The following is a 20883-nucleotide window of genomic DNA, read 5'->3' as shown; positions in this document are numbered from 1 at the left end:
GCGCTCGACGCGACATATTCTTCGGAAGCAAATGATCCGGGCGGTATGTCACCGAACGGCGTGTGCACGACTTGCCCCTATTGCGGCGTCGGCTGCGGCGTGCTCATCAAAAAGCAAGGCGCGAAGATCACGGTTGAAGGCGACCCGGATCATCCGGCGAATTTCGGGCGGTTATGTTCCAAAGGGTCTGCCCTCGCAGATACGCTCGGCCCTGAAGAACGCCTGCTTTATCCGAGCATTGACGGCGAACGGGTGAGCTGGGACTGCGCGACCGATGCAATCGCCAAAAAATTTCAGTCTGTCATCGCCGAACATGGTCCCGGCGCCGTGGCCTTTTATGTCTCCGGACAAATCCTGACGGAAGACTATTACATCGCCAACAAATTGATGAAGGGCTATATCGGCTCCGCCAATATCGACACCAATTCGCGATTGTGCATGGCGTCATCCGTTGCGGGGCACAAACGCGCATTCGGCGCAGATATTGTGCCGGGATGCTATGAAGATCTCGAACTGGCGGACCTCATTATTCTGACCGGCTCAAATCTCGCCTGGTGCCATCCGGTTCTCCATCAACGCATCCTGGCGGCGAAAGAAAACCGCCCTTCACTCAAAATCATCGTGATCGACCCGCGCCGAACCGCGACATGCGATCTCGCTGACATGCATTTGCCGATCGCGCCTGACAGCGACGTCGCCCTGTTTCAGGGTCTGCTGCGCTATCTAGGCGAAAATGGCGGACGCAATGACGCCTTCATATCGGCGCATACCGAGAATGCTGAATCCGCATTGCGCGCTGCGGGAGCGTTCGACCTTTCTCGTGTCTCGAAAGAGACCAGCATAAGCGAAACTCAGCTTCGCGAGTTTTACGAACTGTTTCTCACAACCGAAAAGTCCGTGACGGTCTACTCCCAGGGCGTCAATCAGGCGGTGAACGGTTCAGACCGCGTCAACGCAATCATCAATTGTCACTTGTTGACAGGGCGCATCGGCAAGCCCGGCATGGGTCCGTTTTCCGTCACCGGCCAACCCAATGCCATGGGCGGGCGTGAGGTTGGCGGGCTCGCCAACCAGCTTGCCGCGCATATGGAACTGGATAACCCGGACCATCGCGATCTCGTTCAACGGTTCTGGCGTTCGCCTACAATCGCAGCGTCACAAGGCCTTAAAGCCGTCGATCTTTTTGACGCGGTGCATGCGGGCGATGTCAAAGCCATATGGATCATGGCGACCAATCCGGTCGCCAGCATGCCCAATGCAGACCGGGTGCGCGAGGCGCTCGAAAAATGCGAGCTGGTGGTCCTGTCCGACGTGGTCAGAACCACCGACACCGCCGCCGTCGCGAATATCTTGCTGCCGTCTACCAGTTGGGGTGAAAAGGACGGTACTGTCACCAATTCCGAACGGCGCATTTCACGTCAGCGCCGCTTCCTTCCGCCGCCCGGCGAGGCCCGCGATGACTGGCGCCAGTTCTGCGACGTGGCGGCGAAGATGGGCTGGGGCGACGCTTTCGCTTTTGAAAGCGCTGATGCGGTGTTTCGCGAATATGCGTCTCTCTCCTCATTTGAGAATAATGGCGAGCGCGATTTGGACCTCGGCGCGCTGAAGCACATTGCGCGGCGCGATTATGACGCGCTCACGCCGGTGCAATGGCCAATTCCGACGGGTGCAAGAGAAGGCCAGAAACGCTTCTTTGCAGATGGCGCGTTTTTCACGCCGGACAAACGCGCGAATTTCGTCACGCCGGGCGCTGAGCAGTCCGCACAGACCACGCCCGACTTTCCATTTACGCTGAATACGGGCCGCCTGCGCGATCAGTGGCACACCATGACCAGAACCGGCCGGAGCGCTCGCCTCAGCCAGCACTATAGCGAACCCTTTGTTGAGGTGTCGCCGCAAGACGCCGCAAGGTTGGGCCTTCAGGATGCAGGGCTCGCGCGCCTTACATCCGCTTTCGGAGACATGTCAGCGCGAATTTTGGTGACGCCGCGCCAGCAGGAAGGTTCGCTCTTCGCGCCAATGCACTGGACCGATCAATTTGCGCGAGATGGCCGCGTTGATTCACTTGTAGCGCCGCAGGTCGATCCGCTTTCGGGCCAACCGGCGCTCAAGTCTGCTGCTGTGCGCATCGAACCCTTGAATGTCGGCTGGTATGGCTTTGGCGTGCTTAAAACCGACGATTTTGCAGGCGTAACAGCGCCGGATGACGCTATGTATTGGGCGAAAGCGCGGATCGAGGGCGGGCTCAGGGCCGAGCTCGCAGGCCTCTCGCTTGACGATCATGGACGCCGCGTCGCTGACGCGTTCTTTGCGGCGCAACTTGAAGCCTGCCCCGCTGACATTCAAATCGTTCAATATGCCGATGAACAGCGTGGCGCTTATCGGTTCGCCTTGTTCGCCGGAGATATCTTGCTGGCGGCGCTGTTTATTGCGCGCGAACCCGTCGGCGTTTCGCGAAGCTGGGCGAGCGAGCTGCCGGGCCGCGCATTCGCGCCCCATGAACGCCAGCGCGTGCTCGCCGGACGCCCCGGCGGCGATGCGCCTGATCGCGGCGCCATTATCTGTTCCTGCATGAATGTCGGCGCCCGCGAGATTTCCGCCGCAATTGCACGCGGATGCGCTTCCATTGCCGATGTCGGAGCTGCGACCGGCGCCGGCACGAATTGCGGGTCGTGCCGAAGTGAAATCAGTCAGTTCTTGCTGGAGACGAGCGATGCGTAAACCGGAAACTATCGACAGGCCGCGCCTTGCGCCATTGCCGGTTCTGCCGGTGTTTTTCAACTTGCAGGATCGACATGTGCTTTTGGCGGGCGCAGGCCCGGCCGCCGCCTGGAAAGCGGAACTCCTCGCGGCGGCCGGCGCCCTTGTTCGCATCGCTTCGCCTTCGTCATGTCCGGAACTCGAAGCATTGATCCGCAACAATCCCGAGCACTATGAAATTTTAGGTAGAGCGTGGCGTGAGACAGACTTTGACGGCGCCGCCATCGCGATCGGTGTTTTCGACGATGATATTTCAGCGCAAAAATTCGCAGCAACCGCGCGGAAGCGGCGCGTGCCTGTCAATATTGTGGACACCCCTTCCCTGTGCGACTTTCAATTCGGATCAATCGTCAATCGCGCGCCGGTCGTCATTTCGATTTCAACAGATGGCGCCGCGCCGGTGCTCGGACAGGCTATCCGCCGGCGCATAGAAACGCTTTTGCCGACAGCGATTTCGGATTGGGCGAGCGCCGCGAAGAAACTGCGGGCGCGATTGCGCCGCCAGATCCCTGACGCCGCCGGGCGCGCGCATTTCTGGCGGTGCTTTTCAGAAGCCGCCTTTACAAAGCCCGCAAATGAAATCGAGAAAACAGTGAGCCGCATCATGGCGCAAAACGCTGGCGCGCAAGGGCGCGTCACGCTGGTCGGCGCCGGGCCGGGCGATGCGGAAATGCTGACGATCAAGGCGGTCCGCGCATTGCAGTCCGCCGACATCATTTTGTTTGATGATCTTGTGTCTGACGATGTGCTTGATCTCGCTCGCCGCGAGGCAAAGCGCATGCTGGTCGGAAAGCGCGGCGGCCGCGCTTCATGCAAACAGGACGACATCAACGAAACCATGCTTCGTCTCGCGCGGCAGGGAAAACATGTGGTCCGTTTAAAGTCCGGCGACCCGATGATCTTCGGCCGCGCTGGCGAAGAAATCGCGATGCTGGAATCTGCGGGCGTCCCCGTGGACGTGGCGCCGGGCGTCACCTCTGCACTCGCCATGGCGGCGCGGCTGAAAACATCATTGACCCATCGCGATTGCGCCCAGGGCGTTAAATTCATCACCGCCCATGCACGCGACGGCGCCTTGCCCGCTATTGACTGGCGAAACGCCGCCGATCCGAACATCACCTTGATGGTTTATATGGGCGCGCGCAAAGCGCCGGAATTCGCCGCGCGTCTCTTGAGCGAAGGGCTGGCTGCGCAAACCCCGGTGATTGTGGCTGCCGCCCTCACCCGGCCCGGCGAACAATTACGAGGCCTCACGCTGGGCGGGCTGGCCGGCCTGTCGCTGGACCCGAAAGACCCCATTCTCATCGGGATCGGCGAGGTTTTCCGCTCAGCCGCCAATCGCCACGATCTGACGGCGGATGAGGGTATTTCCTGCGCAGAATCAACAAAATTAGCCGATTATGCCTAATATGAAGCGCTGGATGTTGCGATGCAGCAATGCTACTTTGTGCGACGCAACATCAAACCATCGGAATAATGCAACAGCAGGCTGCACCTCCTTTAATCGTCCTCCTTGTGGACAGTAATCCTGAACGCGCGAAAATCGTCGAACAGGGGCTGCGCGGCTCCGCCGTGGTTCAGCAGGCGGCGTCGCTGCATGGGGTTGAACTGCTGACAATGATTGAGCGTCTGCAGCCGGACGCGATCATCATCGATTGCGAAAGCCCGGATCGCGACACGATCGAAAACCTGCAACTGGTGGCGCGGAAAAATCCGAAGCCTGTCGTCATGTTTGTTGAGAATGGCGACGGCGCTCTCGCCAAGGAAGCGGTTCGCGCCGGCGTCAGCGCCTATATCGTGGACGGTCTGTCGGAACGGCGCGTCTTACCGGTTGTCGAGATCGCAATCGAGCGATTTAGAATGTTCGACGCGCTCTGGCGCGACCTTGAAAAATCGAAACGGGATCTGGAGGCGCGAAAATCCATTGAGCGGGCCAAGGGCCTTCTCATGGAAAAACGGAACCTGAGCGAGAATGACGCCTATGCCGCCATGCGAACAATGGCCATGAAGCAAAAGGTTTCCATCAAAGACGTCGCCGACAATATTTTATCCGTAGCCAGCCTGTTCGACGAGTAACCCGAAACATCATGACGCCCGAAAAACATACCCTCCGGATCGGCTTTGTGCCGCTGATCGATTCAGCGCCGCTCGTCGCCGCGAAGGAAAAGGGGTTGTTTGAAAAATACGGGCTTGATGTTGAACTCGACAAGCAGAATTCCTGGTCGCAAATTCGCGACAAGCTCGCGGTTGGCGCGCTGGACGCCGCCCATATGCTCGCCCCGATGGCGCCGGCGAGCTGGCTCGACAATGCCTACGCAAACGAGCGCTTTGTCACTGCATTGTCGCTCAATTTAAACGGCAATGCGATCACCGTTTCCGAAAAGCTCTATGCGGAAATGGTGGAGGCTGACCCCGAAGCGATGTTTGAACGGCCCACATCCGCGCGCGCGCTGCGGAAAGCCATCGCCAACCGGCTGGTCGCGGGCAAAGAAACGATCAGCATCGGATCTGTTTTTCCTTTCTCGTCCCATAATTACGCCATTCGTTACTGGCTCGGCGCCGAAGGGCTTAATCCGGACCGGGATGTGCGCATGGTCGTCGCGCCGCCGCCTTATATGGTCGAGCACCTGAAGGAAGGAAAGCTCGACGCTTTTTGTGTCGGCGAACCGTGGAACACATTGGCGGAGCTGGACGGCGTTGGCCGCACCATTGTCCGTTCGGCTGAAATCTGGCGGCACATGCCGGAGAAGATTCTGGGCGTCAGAAAAAGCTGGGCCGATGAAAATCCGCAGACCCACACCGCCCTGGTCTGCGCGGTGCTGGAAGCGCTCACCTGGCTCGACCGGCGCGAGAACCGTCTGGAGATGGCCGAAATCCTGTCGCATACGGACTATATCGGCTTGGGCGCGCGCTTTTTAATGCCCGCCTTGGTGAGCAAGGGCATGCTCGCCAGCCGCAAGAGCATCATCGAGGCGAGCGACTATCTGATTTTCAATCACTATGCGGCCAGTTTTCCCTGGCGCTCCCATGCGATCTGGTTCCTTACGCAAATGGTGCGATGGGGACAGGTGGTCAGCCCGACCGATATCCGCGACATCGCAAACAGCGCCTATCTGCCCGACGTCTATCGGGGCGCCGCCAGGCAACTCGGCCTGCCCTTCCCGACCATAGATGAGAAAGTCGAAGGCGACCGCGACCATAGTTGGGTGCTGACAGATGCGTCAGAACCGCTGGCGATGTCGTCCGGGACTTTTATCGATGGCATGAGCTTCGATCCCAACGCAGCCACCGCTTATCTTGAAGGCTTTTTCAGACACAATTTGCGGATTAATCCGGCGGACGTGAAACCGGCCTAGCGCGCCCGCCCCCAATCACCAAGTCGGCGCCGCCTCACAAAAGAGACGGCGCCGATGTGTCTTGATGCTGGCTCGCGCTGGTGGCCCGGCGCCGAACCCGGTCTATGCTTTTCGTCTTTTTGCGACGCCCAGGCCCGCAAGGCCGGAAAGCATGAGCACCAACGCGCCGGGGACCGGCACTTCCGAAGGCGGCTCAACAACCATCGAAGGCGAAAACAACGCCCAAGTTCTGTTTGCAATTCCGGCAGTGTCCTGGTCGCGATAGACCGAAAAGCTTTCGCTGACGATCAGATCGTTCATGAGCCCGGCCAATAGATAGAGGCCGAATCCGCTCGCCGAGCCTGCGCCCGCCAAATTGATGTTCGAAAGCGACATCACATAACAATCAACAGAGGATTCACACCCGGCGAAACTTGTCGGGTCGTCAATGTCGCCGAGAAACGCCGCAAGCGCATCGAAGGTGTCATTGCGCAAGACCGCATTCGCGAATGGCAAGTCATCCCCGTTGAAGTCACACCCGGTATAGAGGTCGATGCAGGTTCCCTCGACAAATTCCACGTCATAAGTGGCGACCAAATCCCCACTCACGGAATTATAGACTTCAAGGCCGTTGACGCCCTGGATTTGGCCGGAACCATCCGTGACCAGCACAGCTGCGGCGCTTGCAGCCTGCGGAGACGCCCATATGCCCGCCATAGCGAGCAAGCCGACGCCAGCCACTTTCAAACGCCGCGATATCCTACGAAACAAAACCATACAAATCCCCATTTCCAGTCGCGGCCCGCGAATGGCGACCGCAATTCCCACTCTTGTGAGAGGATCCCCCTGCTGCAGAAGCGTCCTCAATTACAAAAGCGACGCATCGACGGAAAATGACTCATATTTTTTTAAAGTTTTTTCGCAGCCGTGCCGCTGACGACGGAAATGTTGGTTTCGCTCGCGTCGAAGCAAACCATCACAACCATAGGGCGTGTTACAAGACGCCTCGCTCGGCGCATTGAGCGACAGTTTCCTTGGCGCTGTCCCGCTCGCTGACGCCGACCTCGCCAAGTACAGGCTGGTGCTCGGCATATTTGTCCCATGTTACGAGGGTGTCGCTGCTTACCGCACAAGCATTGGGCCAGTCATCGGTCTCAAGATAAAGCTGCGCCAACACAATTTGGCTGTTGGCCAGCTCTTTCAGGAAATTGGGGTTCTCGGGATTTTGCTCAACGCGCTGCCTTCTGCGCGCGACCGCTTCGCGCCCGGCGCTGATCGCCTCGGCCGCGCGGCCAAGACTGAACAAGCACTCGCTTTTCTGGAGGATTACAAAGGTAAGCAATTCATTTAAGCGATCGTTTTTCGGATTCTTGACGATCAAGCCCCGGAGTGTCGCCGCCGCTTCCTGTAAATCGGCCAGCCCCTGTTCCGCGCGCATTTCCATATAACAGGTGGTATTGGCGCGCTTCAGCAAGCTGATCGCGACATGCGTTTTCATTTCAAGATTTGCATCAGGCGAGCCCGCAAGATCCCGCGACAGATCTACGGCGGCGTCGAAATAAGGCATGGTCGTTTCATAATCGCCATTCGTGTAATAAATATTCCACGCCATTGCTTCGCCATACGTCACATTGGCGCGCGCCAGCTCGAACCGGGCCCGATCACTGTCTGGAAATTGCACGGACAGCGCATTTGTTTTTTCCAGTCCGGTTTTTATTTGCGCTAACCCGGCCTCGCTTTCGCCACGCGCGCGCAAAAAATATCCGGTGACAACATCGGCGCGCGCGCCGTTCAACAGATCATCGGAATTCGCCTGATTTTGTTCGATCAAGGTCGCAACCGCCGCCTTCGCCAGCTTCATCGCTTCGACAGCCTTTTGCGGATCGTTATTGGAGAGCCCCTCCTGTACGCTTCGCGCGATCAGGATCTCCGCCGTCGCTCGCAATACCGCTGTATTTTCAGGGTTTTCTTCATACAGCGCTACAATCTGATCCGCCGCCTTTTCAAGCAGCGCATCAGCTTCTTCGCGGCGCCCGAGATTTGCGACGCCCGGATTCCCCGTGACATCGGACAAGCGCTTATAGCCTTGTGCAATTTCAATTCTGAGATCGATTGACGGGTTTGGCGTGGCGCTCAGCGCGTCAAGATAATCGAGTGAGGTTTCAACCAGCACCGCGCGCGCGGGCGCAGACCCTTCCAGCACCGCGACCTGATCATGCAGATCGAACATGACGAGATGCGCCAGTTCGCGGACTTCGTTGAAGCGCTGTGTCGCATGGGCCTCCGCAGATTGCGCGCGCACATAAAGCGCCGATAGGGCGATGCTGGTCGCGAAAGCGGCGAACACCGCCAGGCCGCCCGCTCCAAGCGCTAATCTGCGCCGGCCGACAAAACGGGCGAGGTGGTATGTCCATCCGCCATTTACCGCAGCAACAGAATCGCGCCGGCGATACGCCCGCAAATCATCCGCCAACGCATCGACAGTCAGATAGCGATTTTCCGGTTCGCGGGCATGCGCTTTCGCTGCGATCGCCGCCAGGTCCTTACTCCTTGGCGCGTCAATGCCCTTGGTGATCTCCGCCAGGATGACGCCCAGGGAATAGATATCGGTCATGGTGGAAGCGGGAACGCCCTGTTCTCGCTCCGGCGCCCCATAGCCTTTCGTCATGGTCATTTGCGGCATTGCGCCCTGCGCAGCGATGTCATCATCGAGGCTGTGCGAGATGCCAAAGTCGATAAGCTTTACATGCCCGCCATCGGAAACGAGCATGTTCGCAGGCGACAAATCGCGATGTATGACGAGATTTCGATGCGCATATGAAACCGCGTCGCAAGCCTGTTGAAAGAGATCGAGCCGCTCATTCAAGGAAACGTCCTGATCGGCAAGATACGCGCCCAGCGGAGCGCCCGAGACAAACTCCATGACAAAATACGGCGCGTTGTTTTCTGTCTCGCCGCCATCATACATCTGAGCGATATTCGGGTGTTTGAGCCGCGCCAGCGTACGGCGCTCCGCCCTCAGCCGTTCAACGAGGCGAGGCGTTGCGACATCTGCGCGAACGACCTTTATCGCCGCGATATGTTCGAAGTCATCCGTCACGCGCCGCCCGACATAGACCGCGCCCATTCCGCCGCGACCGATTTCGCGTTCTATTCGATAGCCGCCAATCAGCTCTGGCATTTCTTCTTCCGGCGCAAATGCTTGCGCGCCGCCTGTCAGCAGCGCGGAAGCACCGCCCTGCGCGGCGAGGATTGAAAACACCCGTTCACGCAATTTTGGCTGTCCGGTGGTGCGCTCCGTCACAAAGGCGCGCCTTTGTTTCGGATCGCATTCGAGCGCATCCTCTACCAGCGCGAGCGCGCGACGTTCGAGCTCTGTCTCCTCAGATGTCATTTTTCAGCGCATCCAGAAGCCAAAGCCGCGCCGCGGCCCAACTGCGATTCACGGTAGCGGGCGCCACGCCTTGCACCTCTGCAATTTCCTGCACGGTCATGCCTGCAAAATACCGCATCTCAACAATATCCGCGCGCGCCGGGTCTATGGCGCTTAATCTCAGCAGGGCGCGCTCAAGGGCGAGCAAGTCCATATCCACGCCATCAGGATTGAGATTGGACTGGGTCATTGTGACATTCACGCCTTTGCGCTTCTGCCGTCCTCGACTCTTTGCAGCATCCAAAAGCACATGGCGCATCACGCGCGCCGACAATGCAAGCAGGTGATTCTTGTCGCTGACCTGCAAGTCGGTCGACTGGAGGAGCCGAACGATCGCTTCGTTGACGAGGTCGCCTGTCGCCAAGGATATCTGTCCGTGCTCGCGATTGAGCAATAAAGAGGCGATTGTTTTCAACTCATCATAGAGCAACGCAAACAGACGGTCGCGGGCGGACTCATCGCCGCTGCGCCATGCGTCCAACAACGCTGCACCGTCAGCTCCGTCCGTCACAATTTCCGGTTTCTTCCCCTGCGATTCCTGCATGAGTTTGCTGTCTGGCCCCCGTTGCAACAGCCAACGCTAACAAGCCCCGCGCATCAGATAAACCGGTTGGCGCCCGTCTGTCGCCAAATTTCTGGCCGGATGCCCCAACTATCGGCAAGCGCAAAGCTTCGCCAAGGGGTCTACCGCAACTCTCCCAGTCGATTCTGAGGCTCAGAGGGGAAGCGTCAGGTCAGAAAAAAGGCGGCGCCCGATGCACCGCCTTTCCTGACACTCGTGGAATTCGCTAACCGGCAATGCCGGTGCGCGAGGCAACAATCAAACGCCCAATTTATCCTTCAGCCGCGCCACATCCATCAGGGCATGGGTGACCCAGATATGGCGGCACTCTTCGTCAGAAATATCCAGCGGCGTGATATCGACCGAAAACTTGATCGCACACGCCTCGGGACCGCAAGGCGTCACGACAATCACGCCGCTATAATCCGTCCATGGCAGCGGCCCGTTGTCGGCCAGTCTGTATTCGTAGTAACGCCGCTTCTCATCCATCACCACGAGTTCTTCGATGATGGAGCCGCCGCCAAGACGTTCGCGATCCAGATGAAAGATGCGCTGCGCCCCGACGCCGTCGCCTTCAAAAGTAACGCCTTCCATTTGCCCCGGAATGGGCATGAGATCCGCGCAGCCCTTCCAGTTCGCCAACGCCCAGACCTTGTCTGCGGGCGCGTTGATTTTCTTGGCGATGATTGCGACCACCATATTTTGTCCCTTTATTTAATGAACGCGCCAGACGGATGAGCCCGCGGGAAGCGCCGCAAATATTGCAAAAACTTGCCCAGCGTCCGGTCGCCCGCAGTCAACGTGCCGGGCCGGTATTTGATAGTGTTCAAAATATCGATGTCCTCGCCAATCGTGCGGGTCATCAACATTTCCGCGGTTGCGAACCGCTCATCGAGCAACGCTTCCGCCTCCGGACTTCCATCGCCTTTTTCAAGCGCCAGCACGGCGAAAAGTTCATGCTTGCCTGGACGCGGCAGTCCGAAGCCGACCATGCCGCCGATCCAGAAGTCGCCATAAGGGCCTTCCTGCCAAAAGATGCTGGAGCCGCGAATGCCGACTGTCCATTCAATCGGAACGCCTTGCTGGTGCGCTGCAATGACTTTGTAGCGGAACCCGTGATCATCCCAGGTTACGGAATCATGCGGGTCGTCAGTGGCGAACTCGGTTTTATGCACGACCTTGAAATGCTGCATGTCCGGCGTATTCGCAGCGAACACCCATGGATCGCAATTCAGCAATTCAGGAAAGCGAAACACCCGGATGGCGAGCCGGTCGTCGTCATATTCAAAGTTCGGAATATCAAAATCCGGCTCTTCACCATTGAAGGCCCAGATCACGCCATATTGTTCCTTTGTCGGAAACTTGAACAAGCGCGCTTTTTCCGGCGCCGGATCGCCAATCGCGGTTTTCACGCATGCGCCGTCGCCGCCATATTCCCATTTGTGGAAAGCGCATTGAACATGATTGCCGACGACATCGCCGATCGACAGATCGGCGCCGAGATGCGGACAATAAGCGCTCATCACGCGGGCGACGCCATCATCGCCGCGAAAGACAATAACCTTGCCGTCCAGAAACGCTTCACCGCGCACTTTCCCTATCGGCACATCCGAGGACAGGCAAACCGGAAACCATGACTGCGTAAACAGACCGCCCTCGCCTTCCGCCGGCATCAGCTTGCCAACACGCTCTGTCGGGTTGCCGTCTGGAAGATCAATATCGGTGCGCGTCAGTTTTGAAATTGTTTGCGTGGCCATAGCCGTCGTCCTCCTGAAAATCGTTAGTCCGCCACTGGCGCCTCAAGCGCCTCTTTGAGATTTTTCTCGATCAGTTCCAGCAGCAATCTGGATTGCGCCTTCATTTCCTGCGCAAGCATCGGGGATGTGCGATACCGATTAAGCCAAATCACCCGACAGCTATTCTCGTCGACCGGCGCCACATGAGCGGAGCCATAATAATCCGTAAACGGCATGTCTCCAGGATCAACCAGTTCATAGGCGTAGTACATGCCGCGATCATCGCGTCCGGTTTGTCGCTCAAGAACAACGCCGCCGGTAATGTTGTCCGTCATGTGCAGCGTGCGCACCGCACCCACCCCCTCGCCTTCGACCGTCACATGGGAGACAAATCCCTTCCCAAGCGCGGGATCTGCAAAGGCGCCGACCATCGCCCAGACATTTTGCGCCGGCGCCTGTATTTTCATGTCGGCGATCAAATAGACCTGTTCCAGCGGGTCTTCGTTTAGAACGCCCATTTCGCCATCACGCCCCATTCGCGCGGGCGCCCGAAGGTCGCATCCGTAGAGCCCAGCGTGTCAAACTGACTGAGCCCGTTCGTGATATAAAGCTCATCGGTCATGTTGGTTCCGAACACCGCGATCTCCCACGGGCCGTCATTCGGCGCAAAGGACAATCGCAGATTCAGCAAGCCATATGCATCCTGCGTCAGTAAGGGATTATTGTCCGCCACATGCTGGGTTCTCGTTCGGTAGGAGTAATCCGCACGCAGCGTGGTGCCGAAGTCAGCTCCAAGCGGGAGCGTATATTCGCCGCCGAAATTCAGCGTCCATTTCGGCGTTTTGACCAATTCGCTATCGAGATTGATCGCCGTCACATTGTCGTCAAGCTGCGTATATTTGGCGTCGATGAACCCGACCCCCGCATCGATACGCAGATTGCGCACCGGCACAGCGTTCAGCTCCAACTCAAAACCCTTGATCTCGGCGGCGCCGGCGTTTTCGACAAGCGCGACAATGCCGCCGAAATCGTCCATGGAAATCGCCAGGAGCTGCATGTTTGTGTAGTCGGAAAAGAACATGGCGCCGTTCAGCACCAGCCGCCGGTCAGCGGTCGATGACTTAAAGCCGGCTTCATATGTCCACACATATTCCGGATCAAAAGGCTGCATGGCGACGAATGAATTTGTCGGCCGGCCGTTAAAGCCGCCGGACTTGAACCCGCGCGCGGCGGACACATAAGTCATCACATTGTCGTTCCAGCGATAGTCGATCCCGAATTTCGGCGTCCATGCGCTCCAATTGTCTTCGATGGAAATGTCATGCGTGACGACGCCCGCTTCAAAACGCTCGAGCACGGAGTCATAGCCCTTGGTGTCATCGGTGTATCGGATGCCGCCGGAAATGCTCAGCTTGTCGGTGATGTCGAAGCTCGTATGCATGAACGCCGCGTAGCTGTCATTGTCGATGCCGGCGGAAACTGCGCCGTTGAAATCAAGCCCCGGATGGATCGGATTGCCCATGCCGCCAAGCCCGGGAATGATGCCGGTCGGCAGCATCTCCAGCGCCCCGAACAGCCCCGGCGTGAAGATGATGCGGTAAGCGCTCAGGCCTTCTTCATGAAAATACAGCGCCCCAAGCACCCAATCGAGGCGGTCGTCCCAATGGCTGCCATTGATCTGGAACTCCTGTGAGAATTGTTCCTGATCATCCTTCACCGTCTGTTCAAAAAACGTCAGCGGCGAATGATCTGAATCATGTCCGAAATACGCGTCTTGATTGCGATAGGACGTCACGGATTTGAAGGTGAAGTCTCCGCTGCGCCAGGTCGCGACGCCTGACACGCCCCACAAATCGAGATCGGAAAAATTCGGCCCAGTGCTGTTGGTTACAAACGGATCATCCGTGATGTAGCTGTCATCATAGAAAACCCCCAGGCCGGGAGCGACAAAGCCGTTCCACAGGCCGATCAGGCTGCCGGTTTGATCCACATCGATCAGCGTGTTGGCGATGGCGTCATCGCGATGGCGGGTGTAATCACCGGTTAGCAAAAGGTCGAAATCGCTTCCGGGCGTCCAAAGGACCTGACCGCGCACGCCTTTGGAGTCGACGCCGCCCAGCGTGTCGCCCGCCAATTGGCGCTCCACATAGCCATCGCGATCTTGCGAAGAAACCGCAATCGAGGCGGCCAGCGTATCCTCGACAAGCGGCACATTCAGATGCGCGCGCACATCGATGCGATCGAAGCTGCCATAGATCGCTTCAACCCCGCCCTCTAATTCATTGCCGGGTTTTTTCGAAACGATGTTGATGGCGCCGCCGACGCTGTTCTTGCCGAAGAGCGTGCCTTGCGGGCCCTTCAGCACTTCAATTCTTTCGAAGTTCACCAAATCCATGATCGAACCGATGGATCGCGGAATATAGACGCCGTCCACATAGACGCCGACGCCCGGTTCGGTGGTGAAAAGGAAGTCGGCCTGGCCGATGCCGCGAATATATATCTGCGTGCTGGTGCTGCCGCCGGTGCCGCCATTGCCTTTGTCGAAAACGAGGTTCGGCGTGTAGTCGCCAATGCCGTCCAGCGTGACCACATTGCGTTTCGCGAGATCGCCCGCGGTAAACGCAGTAATCGCGATCGGCGTGTCTTGCAGGTTCTCTTCGCGCTTGCGCGCCGTGACGACGATATTGTCGATCCCCGCTACCGGCGCGCCCTGCGCAGACGCTGCTCCGCCGCCGCTGAACATCACCGCCGCCAGCGCGATCGCGCTCGCCCCGCTGGAAAACGTCTCGCCCCGCAACAGCGACCGAAAAATGTGTCGTTTCGTCATTTGCCCCTCCAGAAAACAACCAGCGCGCTACACGCCGAAAAGGAGCGTATGTTATTTTTATAATATTCGCAATCGTATTCTATTTTTAAATGGCGCGTCGACATATTTCCCATTGATTTCACGAATTTATAAGCCCGGCAGGCGTCATTTCTCTAGGGTGTTTCGATCCATGACTCGAAAATCATGCGCATGCGCCGGTGCGTATCGACGAGGATTTCCTCATAGGTTTGCGTGTTCGAAAGCTTCACATGGGCGTTAAAGGCAGTGCGCAGGAGATTGTACAAAATGAACGCGCCATCCTCGACATCGAGGCTTTTTCGCACCCGGCCCAGCTCCTGAAGCTTGACCAGCATCTTCGCCATCTGTGCGCTGAGCTTTGTGTCAAAGGCCTCTGTCACCTGCTGCAAATTCTCGTCGAGCTCCCCGAAACGAGGATCGAAAGCGCGCAGAATATTGACGTGTTTCCACTCATTGGTGAACCTGTAGGCCTCATATAACGCGGCTATTGCGTCCACTGCGCGTTTTGGCGGATTGGCGATGACCGCCTCGCCCTTGGCCAGCATGTCGTCTATGACCGGCTCCATCAGCGCGCGCATGATGCCGCTTTTGGACCCGAAATAGGTATACATGGTGCCGATGCTCACATCAGCCTCGCTGGCGATTTCTTCAATCGTCGTGCGGTCATAGCCTTGCCGCCGAAACAATGTCTCCGCAGCGTCCAGCACCAGGTCCCATCGTCTCTGTTTAGATCGCGCCCGTAATCCGGTCATCATTTCCTCTACACACTCATATTATCTGAACCCGTATTAACAGAGTTTGCCGAGCGATGTGATGCGACGGATATTACAACATTCTTGTGTTGATTATATTTTTATAATCCGAGATAATATATTTTATTATTTTCTCGGGAGAGGGTCATGCCGATAGAGAGACGTCACGTTCACGAAGCCGCAGAACGCCAGATGGGGTTTTGCCAATGCGTTCGCATTGGAGATCTTGTCTTCCTTTCCGGCGCCGTAAGCTGGGATGAAAATTTTCAGCCGCTGCATCCCGGCGATATGGCCGCGCAGATCGACCAGATTTACCAGAATCTGACAAAGGCGCTGAAGCGGTTCGATCTCGACTTCGACCATGTCGTGAAGGAAACCGGCTTCACCACCAATATGGATGCGACGCTTGGCGCGCTCGCAGCGCGCGCAAAATATTACGCCAGCGGCGCGCTGCCCGCTGCAACCTGGGTCGAGGTGACGCGGCTCGCACATCCTGACTTGCTGCTCGAGATCGAGCTCATCGCCAGCATCTCGAAATAGCCAGGCCGCGCACAAAAATCAGCACCGCGTTGAGGGAGGAAGCCAATGGAGCCCGACGCATCACAACAACTCGCGATGTACAAAATGATGGTGACCAGCCGTCAGTATGAGGACGCAATTCAGGCGGCCTATTTCGAAGGCAAACTGCCGAACTTCAACATGGCGAACGGACCGATCCCCGGGGAAATGCATTTGTCCAGTGGTCAGGAACCCTGCGCCGCCGGTGTCTGCGCGCATCTGACAAAGGACGACTATGTTTCCGCCACCCACCGCGCGCATCACATCGCCATCGCCAAAGGCGTCGATCTCGACCGGATGACCGCAGAGATTTTCGGGCGTTCAACCGGTCTGAGCGGCGGGCGCGGCGGACATATGCATCTGTTCGACACCGCAGTGAATTTCATGTCGAGCGGCATTGTCGGCGAAGGCATCGCTCCTGCCGTGGGCGCCGCGCTTTCTTTTCAGATGCGCGGCCTCCCCCATGTCGCCGTCGCCTTTATCGGTGAAGGCGCGGCCAATCAGGGCGCCTTTCATGAAGCGCTCAACCTCGCCGGGCTCTGGAAAGTTCCCTTCGTCTGCATCATTGAAGACAACAGCTATGGCATTTCGGTCGACAAAAAGAGCTCAACCGCCGTGCCGCGCAATGATGTCCGCGCCGCCGGTTACAACATGCCGGGCTTTTACATTCACAATAACGACCCGCTGGCGATTTACGCCATCGCCGGACAAGCGATTGACCGCGCGCGCAAGGGCGGCGGACCGAGCCTGATCGAAATCGAAACCGACAGGCTGACGGGGCATTTCACCGGCGATCCGGAAACCTACCGGCCCGAAGGCGAAAAAGAATCGATCACCAAACGCGACGCCCTGCCGATGATGCGTGCGCGCATGATCAAGGACGGCCTGGCGACGGCTGACGATTTCGACGCCGCCGAAAACGATGCCAGCGAAAGGGTGGCGCAAGCGCTCGCCTTTGCGCGCGCCGCGCCCGAACCGGCGCCGGAAGAAGCAATGAACATGGTTTTTGTGTGAGGCGACAATGACAACAGCAACAAACACCCGAAAACTGACGATCGCCAAAGCCATGGCCGAAGCGCTGGGCGAAGCGATGGGCGCAGATGAACGCATCTTCGTCATGGGCGAAGATATCGGCAAGCTCGGCGGGGCCTTTGGCAACACGGCGGGCCTTTACGATCAGTTCGGCGCCCAGCGTGTGCGCGACACGCCGATTTCCGAAACAGGCTTTATCGGCGCGGCGGTCGGCGCCGCCGCCTGCGGCATGCGCCCGGTGGTCGAGTTGATGTTTGTCGACTTCTTCGGCGTTTGCATGGATGCGATCTACAATCTCGCCGCCAAGAACGCCTATTTTTCCGGCGGCCAGCAACCGGTTCCCATGGTGCTGATGAGCGCCATTGGCGGCGGCTATGGCGACGCCGGTCAGCATTCGCAAACGCTTTATGGCACCTTCGCGCATTTGCCGGGCATGAAAGTTGTCGCGCCCTCCAACGCCTATGACGCGAAGGGGCTGATGCATGCGGCGCTGAAAGACGACAATCCGGTCATCTATCTGTTTCACAAGGCGCTGCACGGTCTCGCCTGGCTCGGCACCACGCCGGGCTCCATCACCCATACGCCGACCGAGCCTTATGAAGTCCCGCTGGGCAAGGCGGCGGTGCTGCGCGAAGGGACCGACGTCACCATTGTCGGCCTGAGCTGGCCGGTGCATCTGGCGCTCGCCGCCGCAGAAGATCTCGCCGCGCAAGGCGTGTCAGCGGAAGTGATCGACCTGCGATCGCTTGTGCCGCTGGACAAGGAATGCATCCTCTCCTCCGTGCGCAAAACCGGGCGTCTGGTCGTGGTCGATGACGACTATCAAAGCTTCGGCGTCACCGGCGAAATCATCGCCATCGCCGCCAATGAGGCTTTTGATGCGCTGAAAGCCGCGCCGCAGCGCGTCGCACATCCCGATATTCCGGTTCCCTTCGCGCGGCCCATGGAGCAATTCGCGCTCCCCAATAAAGACAAGATCATCGCCAGCGTGCGCGCAACTTTGTAAGTGTGGCAGGAACTCATGAATATCATCATCGACATGTGGACGAATGAAGACGAAGGCGCGCTCAGCAAATGGTTTGTGAGCGACGGCGACAGCGTGCGCGAAGGCGACATGATCGCCACCATCGCGCTCGAGAAAACAGAATTTGAAGTGAACGCCCCCGCATCGGGCACGATTTCAATTCTGGCGAAGGAAGACGCGGTCCTGCGCTCCGGCGATGTGATCGCCAGGGTGCTGTAGCCGGACCGACCGGACAGCGATGCGCGGCCCGGGCGACGAGCTGTGCGTCCAAAGGGGCCGCGCCGCGCGTTCAGGCTTGTTTTCAAACAAATCTGAAGCTGACGCCAGCGGCCACGCCTGGCGAGGTTTTTCTGCGCCCGATGAGGGAGAAAGTTGGAACACTTCTCGAAGCGTCCGACCGGACGTCGGCCGGCCAGGCCGCCCTATCGGAGGCGTGAGTGAAACGAACTGCCGCGAGATATGGAAAATGGTGCCCGGGGGCGGATTTGAACCACCGACACGCGGATTTTCAATCCGCTGCTCTACCAACTGAGCTACCCGGGCGCGGGGGCCGGATTCAGGCCCCGCAGATCCCGCCGGGCGGCGCAGCCGGTCCAGCGGAGCGCGGCTTATAAATCAGGACGGGCGCGCTTGTCCATGGCTGGAGCGCTGAAAATCAGCCCCTTTCCGCCGCCAATTCTCTCGCGGCGCGCCGATGGCTTTGCGGCAGGCGGCGGGCGCGGCTATGGATGGAAAAAAAGGGTAGTTCCATGACACAGAAATCCCGCACCCGTTCGGCGAAATCAGCCCCCGCAAAGCCGCCACCCTGGAAGCGCTCGGCGCGATCGACCGGGGAAGGGCCGCGAAGACCAAGGTAAAGACCAAAAGCGCCGCCCCCACCCTCACCCAGCTTGGCGCGGCGTCCGCCCCCGCCGCCTCTCCTGAAGAGGCGACGCTGGAAACCGCGCCCAACCCGCAAACCGGTGAGAACTATGTGGCGCGCTTCACCGCGCCGGAATTCACCTCGCTTTGTCCGGTGACCGGCCAGCCGGATTTCGCCCATCTCGTCATCGATTATGTGCCGTCGAAACTGATCGTTGAATCGAAATCGCTCAAGCTGTTCCTGACGTCGTTCCGCAATCACGGCGCCTTTCACGAGGACTGCACCGTCTATGTCGCCAAGCGCATCATCGCGGCGACAAAACCGAAATGGCTGCGCATCGCCGGCTATTGGTATCCGCGTGGCGGCATTCCGATTGATGTCTTCTACCAGACCGGCGAACCGCCAAAGGGCGTGTGGCTGCCGGACACAGGCGTCGCGCCCTATCGCGGCCGCGGCTGAAGGAATTTTTATGCGCCGTTATTTGTCTTTGTTGGGATTTGCGTTCGCCGCCGCCTGCACACAAACCGAATCCGCAGACCCTGCAAGCGCCGCGGATGCGGATGCGCCAAAACGCGGACCCGCTGAGATCATCGCCGAAGCCGCGCCCGAAGACTGGCGCGCGCTTGATCCGGAAAACCTGCTGGTGATCGAGCTGGAGCGCGGAAGCGTGATCGTCGCGCTATCTGAAAAGCTGGCGCAAAATCATACGACGCAGATCAAGGCGCTGGCCCGCGAAGGATTTTATGACGGGCTTTCCTTCTACCGGGTGATTGACGGCTTTGTCGCACAGGGCGGCGATGCGTTTGAAACCCGTGACATCAAGACAGCACAGAAAACCCTGGACGCGATGTTTGACCAGCCGCTGACCGCTCATATGGGCTTTGCACCGATCAAGGATGCGGATGGTTACGCCGCACAGGTTGGCTTTCTCGACGGACAGCCCGTCGGCGCCGATGCGGGCAGCGCGACGATCTGGGGCCTGCATTGCACCGGCGCCATGGCGATGGCCCGCAATGTTGAGAAAAACACCGGCGGCACGGAATTTTACATCACGCTGCAGCCGCAACGTTATCTCGACCGCAACCTCACCGTCTTCGGCAATGTCGTGGAGGGCATGGAGCATCTGCAGGCCTTGCGCCGGGTGCAACCGCCGGAAACGCCGGAAGACGATCTTGGCGAAACAATCATTTCCATGCGCGTCGCCGCTGACCTGCCCGAGCTTGAACGTCCCGCGCTGGAAATCATGCGCACCGACACCGCGACTTTTGCGGCCTATGTGGAAGCACGGCGCAACCGGCCGGAAGATTTCTTTTATTTCCGTCCCGACCACGCAGATGTCTGTGCGCTGACGATCCCTGTTCGCTCTTCCGCCGAATGACCAAAGACAAAAAAGTCGGGCCCTGGCGGGTCTCCAGCGTGCGCGAGATCTTTGACAATCCGTGGATCAACATCGCTGACCACAAGGTCACGCACCCGGACGGGTCGCCCGGCGAATATGGCGTCGTGCGTTTTAAAAATCTCGCAATCGGGATTCTGCCGATCAGTGACAAAGGCAAAGTGATGCTGGTGGGCCAGCACCGCTTTCCCCATGACAAATATAGCTGGGAGCTGCCCGAGGGCGGCGGCAAGCTGGATGTTGCGCCGCTCGACAGCGCCAAACGCGAACTGGCGGAAGAAACAGGCCTGCGCGCTGAAGAATGGGCGGAGCTGACCGCCTTCGATATTTCAAATTCAGTGACCGATGAACGCGCCGTTTGCTTTCTCGCCTGGGGGTTGCGCGAAGGCGATGCGGCGCCCGAGCCATCGGAAGCGTTAACGCTAAAAGAGGTTTTCTTTAAAGACCTTTTAGAAATGGTTATGTCGGGCGAGATATCAGACAGTCTCACAATTGTGATGGTGCTGACCGCATGGGCAAAGGCCTTGCGCGGCGAACTTCCGGCGCCTATTTGCGCCCTCATACTTGCGGGGCTTTCCGGAAAATAGG

At 58.5% G+C, this 20883-nt stretch carries 19 protein-coding genes and 1 tRNA gene; 11 read left to right on the top strand and 9 right to left on the bottom strand.

Annotated elements, in window-relative coordinates; genetic code table 11:
* The first annotated feature begins 45 nt into the window (after positions 1 to 45).
* From AC0L8G_RS06880 to AC0L8G_RS06865, 4 genes are all read left to right on the top strand, one after another.
* Positions 46 to 2721, top strand: a complete 2676-nt coding sequence (locus AC0L8G_RS06880) for a nitrate reductase (RefSeq protein WP_473387913.1) — start codon at positions 46 to 48, stop codon at positions 2719 to 2721.
* Entirely contained in the window at positions 2714 to 4168 is a 1455-nt protein-coding gene (cysG, locus tag AC0L8G_RS06875; protein WP_473387911.1) for a siroheme synthase CysG, read from the top strand. Before AC0L8G_RS06880 ends, cysG begins: the two co-directional genes overlap by 8 nt.
* Positions 4169 to 4275: 107 nt before the next feature.
* Positions 4276 to 4836: an ANTAR domain-containing response regulator gene (locus AC0L8G_RS06870; protein ID WP_473387910.1), complete on the top strand. Its 561-nt coding sequence runs from the start codon at positions 4276 to 4278 to the stop codon at positions 4834 to 4836.
* A gap of 11 nt (positions 4837 to 4847) precedes the next feature.
* Positions 4848 to 6116, top strand: a complete 1269-nt coding sequence (locus AC0L8G_RS06865; protein ID WP_473387909.1) for a CmpA/NrtA family ABC transporter substrate-binding protein — start codon at positions 4848 to 4850, stop codon at positions 6114 to 6116.
* A 102-nt stretch (positions 6117 to 6218) separates the two neighbouring features.
* Here the strand turns inward: AC0L8G_RS06865 and AC0L8G_RS06860 are convergent, their stop codons facing one another.
* The 8 genes from AC0L8G_RS06860 to AC0L8G_RS06825 all read right to left on the bottom strand — a co-directional run bounded on the left by AC0L8G_RS06860 (position 6219) and on the right by AC0L8G_RS06825 (position 15378).
* Positions 6219 to 6872: a VPLPA-CTERM sorting domain-containing protein gene (locus tag AC0L8G_RS06860; protein WP_473387908.1), complete on the bottom strand. Its 654-nt coding sequence runs from the start codon at positions 6870 to 6872 to the stop codon at positions 6219 to 6221.
* A gap of 217 nt (positions 6873 to 7089) precedes the next feature.
* Positions 7090 to 9489: a serine/threonine-protein kinase gene (locus AC0L8G_RS06855; protein ID WP_473387907.1), complete on the bottom strand. Its 2400-nt coding sequence runs from the start codon at positions 9487 to 9489 to the stop codon at positions 7090 to 7092.
* The gene (locus AC0L8G_RS06850) at positions 9479 to 10072 is read right to left on the bottom strand and encodes an ECF-type sigma factor (protein WP_473387906.1); all 594 of its coding nucleotides are present in this window, start codon (positions 10070 to 10072) and stop codon (positions 9479 to 9481) included. Before AC0L8G_RS06850 ends, AC0L8G_RS06855 begins: the two co-directional genes overlap by 11 nt.
* A 276-nt stretch (positions 10073 to 10348) precedes the next feature.
* Positions 10349 to 10789 carry an SRPBCC family protein gene (locus AC0L8G_RS06845; protein ID WP_473387905.1) on the bottom strand — a complete coding sequence of 147 codons (441 nt, stop codon included), beginning with the start codon at positions 10787 to 10789 and terminating at the stop codon, positions 10349 to 10351.
* Between the two features lie 11 nt (positions 10790 to 10800).
* Positions 10801 to 11847, bottom strand: a complete 1047-nt coding sequence (locus tag AC0L8G_RS06840; protein WP_473387903.1) for an aromatic ring-hydroxylating oxygenase subunit alpha — start codon at positions 11845 to 11847, stop codon at positions 10801 to 10803.
* 23 nt (positions 11848 to 11870) lie between these two features.
* Positions 11871 to 12344 carry an SRPBCC family protein gene (locus AC0L8G_RS06835; RefSeq protein WP_473387901.1) on the bottom strand — a complete coding sequence of 158 codons (474 nt, stop codon included), beginning with the start codon at positions 12342 to 12344 and terminating at the stop codon, positions 11871 to 11873.
* The gene (locus AC0L8G_RS06830; protein ID WP_473387899.1) at positions 12332 to 14653 is read right to left on the bottom strand and encodes a TonB-dependent receptor; all 2322 of its coding nucleotides are present in this window, start codon (positions 14651 to 14653) and stop codon (positions 12332 to 12334) included. The genes AC0L8G_RS06835 and AC0L8G_RS06830 overlap by 13 nt, the downstream gene beginning before the upstream one ends.
* A 152-nt stretch (positions 14654 to 14805) precedes the next feature.
* Positions 14806 to 15378, bottom strand: coding sequence for a TetR/AcrR family transcriptional regulator (locus AC0L8G_RS06825; RefSeq protein WP_473387897.1), 573 nt, complete (start codon positions 15376 to 15378; stop codon positions 14806 to 14808).
* A gap of 192 nt (positions 15379 to 15570) precedes the next feature.
* Here AC0L8G_RS06825 and AC0L8G_RS06820 point away from each other — a divergent pair, with 192 nt between their 5' ends.
* From AC0L8G_RS06820 to AC0L8G_RS06805, 4 genes are read left to right on the top strand one after another with little or no spacing between them, the layout of a single operon-like run.
* The gene (locus AC0L8G_RS06820; protein WP_473387896.1) at positions 15571 to 15963 is read left to right on the top strand and encodes a RidA family protein; all 393 of its coding nucleotides are present in this window, start codon (positions 15571 to 15573) and stop codon (positions 15961 to 15963) included.
* Positions 15964 to 16008: 45 nt separating this feature from the next.
* Entirely contained in the window at positions 16009 to 16995 is a 987-nt protein-coding gene (locus AC0L8G_RS06815; RefSeq protein ID WP_473387894.1) for a thiamine pyrophosphate-dependent dehydrogenase E1 component subunit alpha, read from the top strand.
* 7 nt (positions 16996 to 17002) lie between these two features.
* Positions 17003 to 18019 (top strand): alpha-ketoacid dehydrogenase subunit beta, encoded by a 1017-nt coding sequence (locus AC0L8G_RS06810; RefSeq protein WP_473387892.1) that lies wholly within the window; start codon positions 17003 to 17005, stop codon positions 18017 to 18019.
* A 15-nt stretch (positions 18020 to 18034) separates the two neighbouring features.
* Positions 18035 to 18256: a biotin/lipoyl-containing protein gene (locus AC0L8G_RS06805; protein ID WP_473387891.1), complete on the top strand. Its 222-nt coding sequence runs from the start codon at positions 18035 to 18037 to the stop codon at positions 18254 to 18256.
* A 248-nt stretch (positions 18257 to 18504) separates the two neighbouring features.
* Here AC0L8G_RS06805 and AC0L8G_RS06800 read toward each other — a convergent pair.
* Positions 18505 to 18580: transfer RNA gene (locus AC0L8G_RS06800), tRNA-Phe, on the bottom strand.
* 280 nt (positions 18581 to 18860) lie between these two features.
* On the opposite strand from AC0L8G_RS06800, the gene queF reads away from it, so the two are divergent.
* The 3 genes from queF to AC0L8G_RS06785 are packed head-to-tail and all read left to right on the top strand — an operon-like array spanning position 18861 to position 20882.
* Positions 18861 to 19358 (top strand): preQ(1) synthase, encoded by a 498-nt coding sequence (gene queF / locus AC0L8G_RS06795; RefSeq protein WP_473388822.1) that lies wholly within the window; start codon positions 18861 to 18863, stop codon positions 19356 to 19358.
* Positions 19359 to 19368: 10 nt separating this feature from the next.
* Positions 19369 to 20277, top strand: a complete 909-nt coding sequence (locus AC0L8G_RS06790; protein ID WP_473387889.1) for a peptidylprolyl isomerase — start codon at positions 19369 to 19371, stop codon at positions 20275 to 20277.
* Complete coding sequence (locus AC0L8G_RS06785; RefSeq protein ID WP_473387888.1) at positions 20274 to 20882, top strand: NUDIX domain-containing protein; 609 nt, start codon at positions 20274 to 20276, stop codon at positions 20880 to 20882. Before AC0L8G_RS06790 ends, AC0L8G_RS06785 begins: the two co-directional genes overlap by 4 nt.
* Position 20883: the final 1 nt, after the last annotated feature.

The sequence above is a fragment of the Hyphococcus sp. D3-15 genome, from assembly GCF_055809375.1.
Note: the sequence above shows the minus strand (reverse complement) of the source record. Positions and strands in the feature narration are given on the sequence as shown.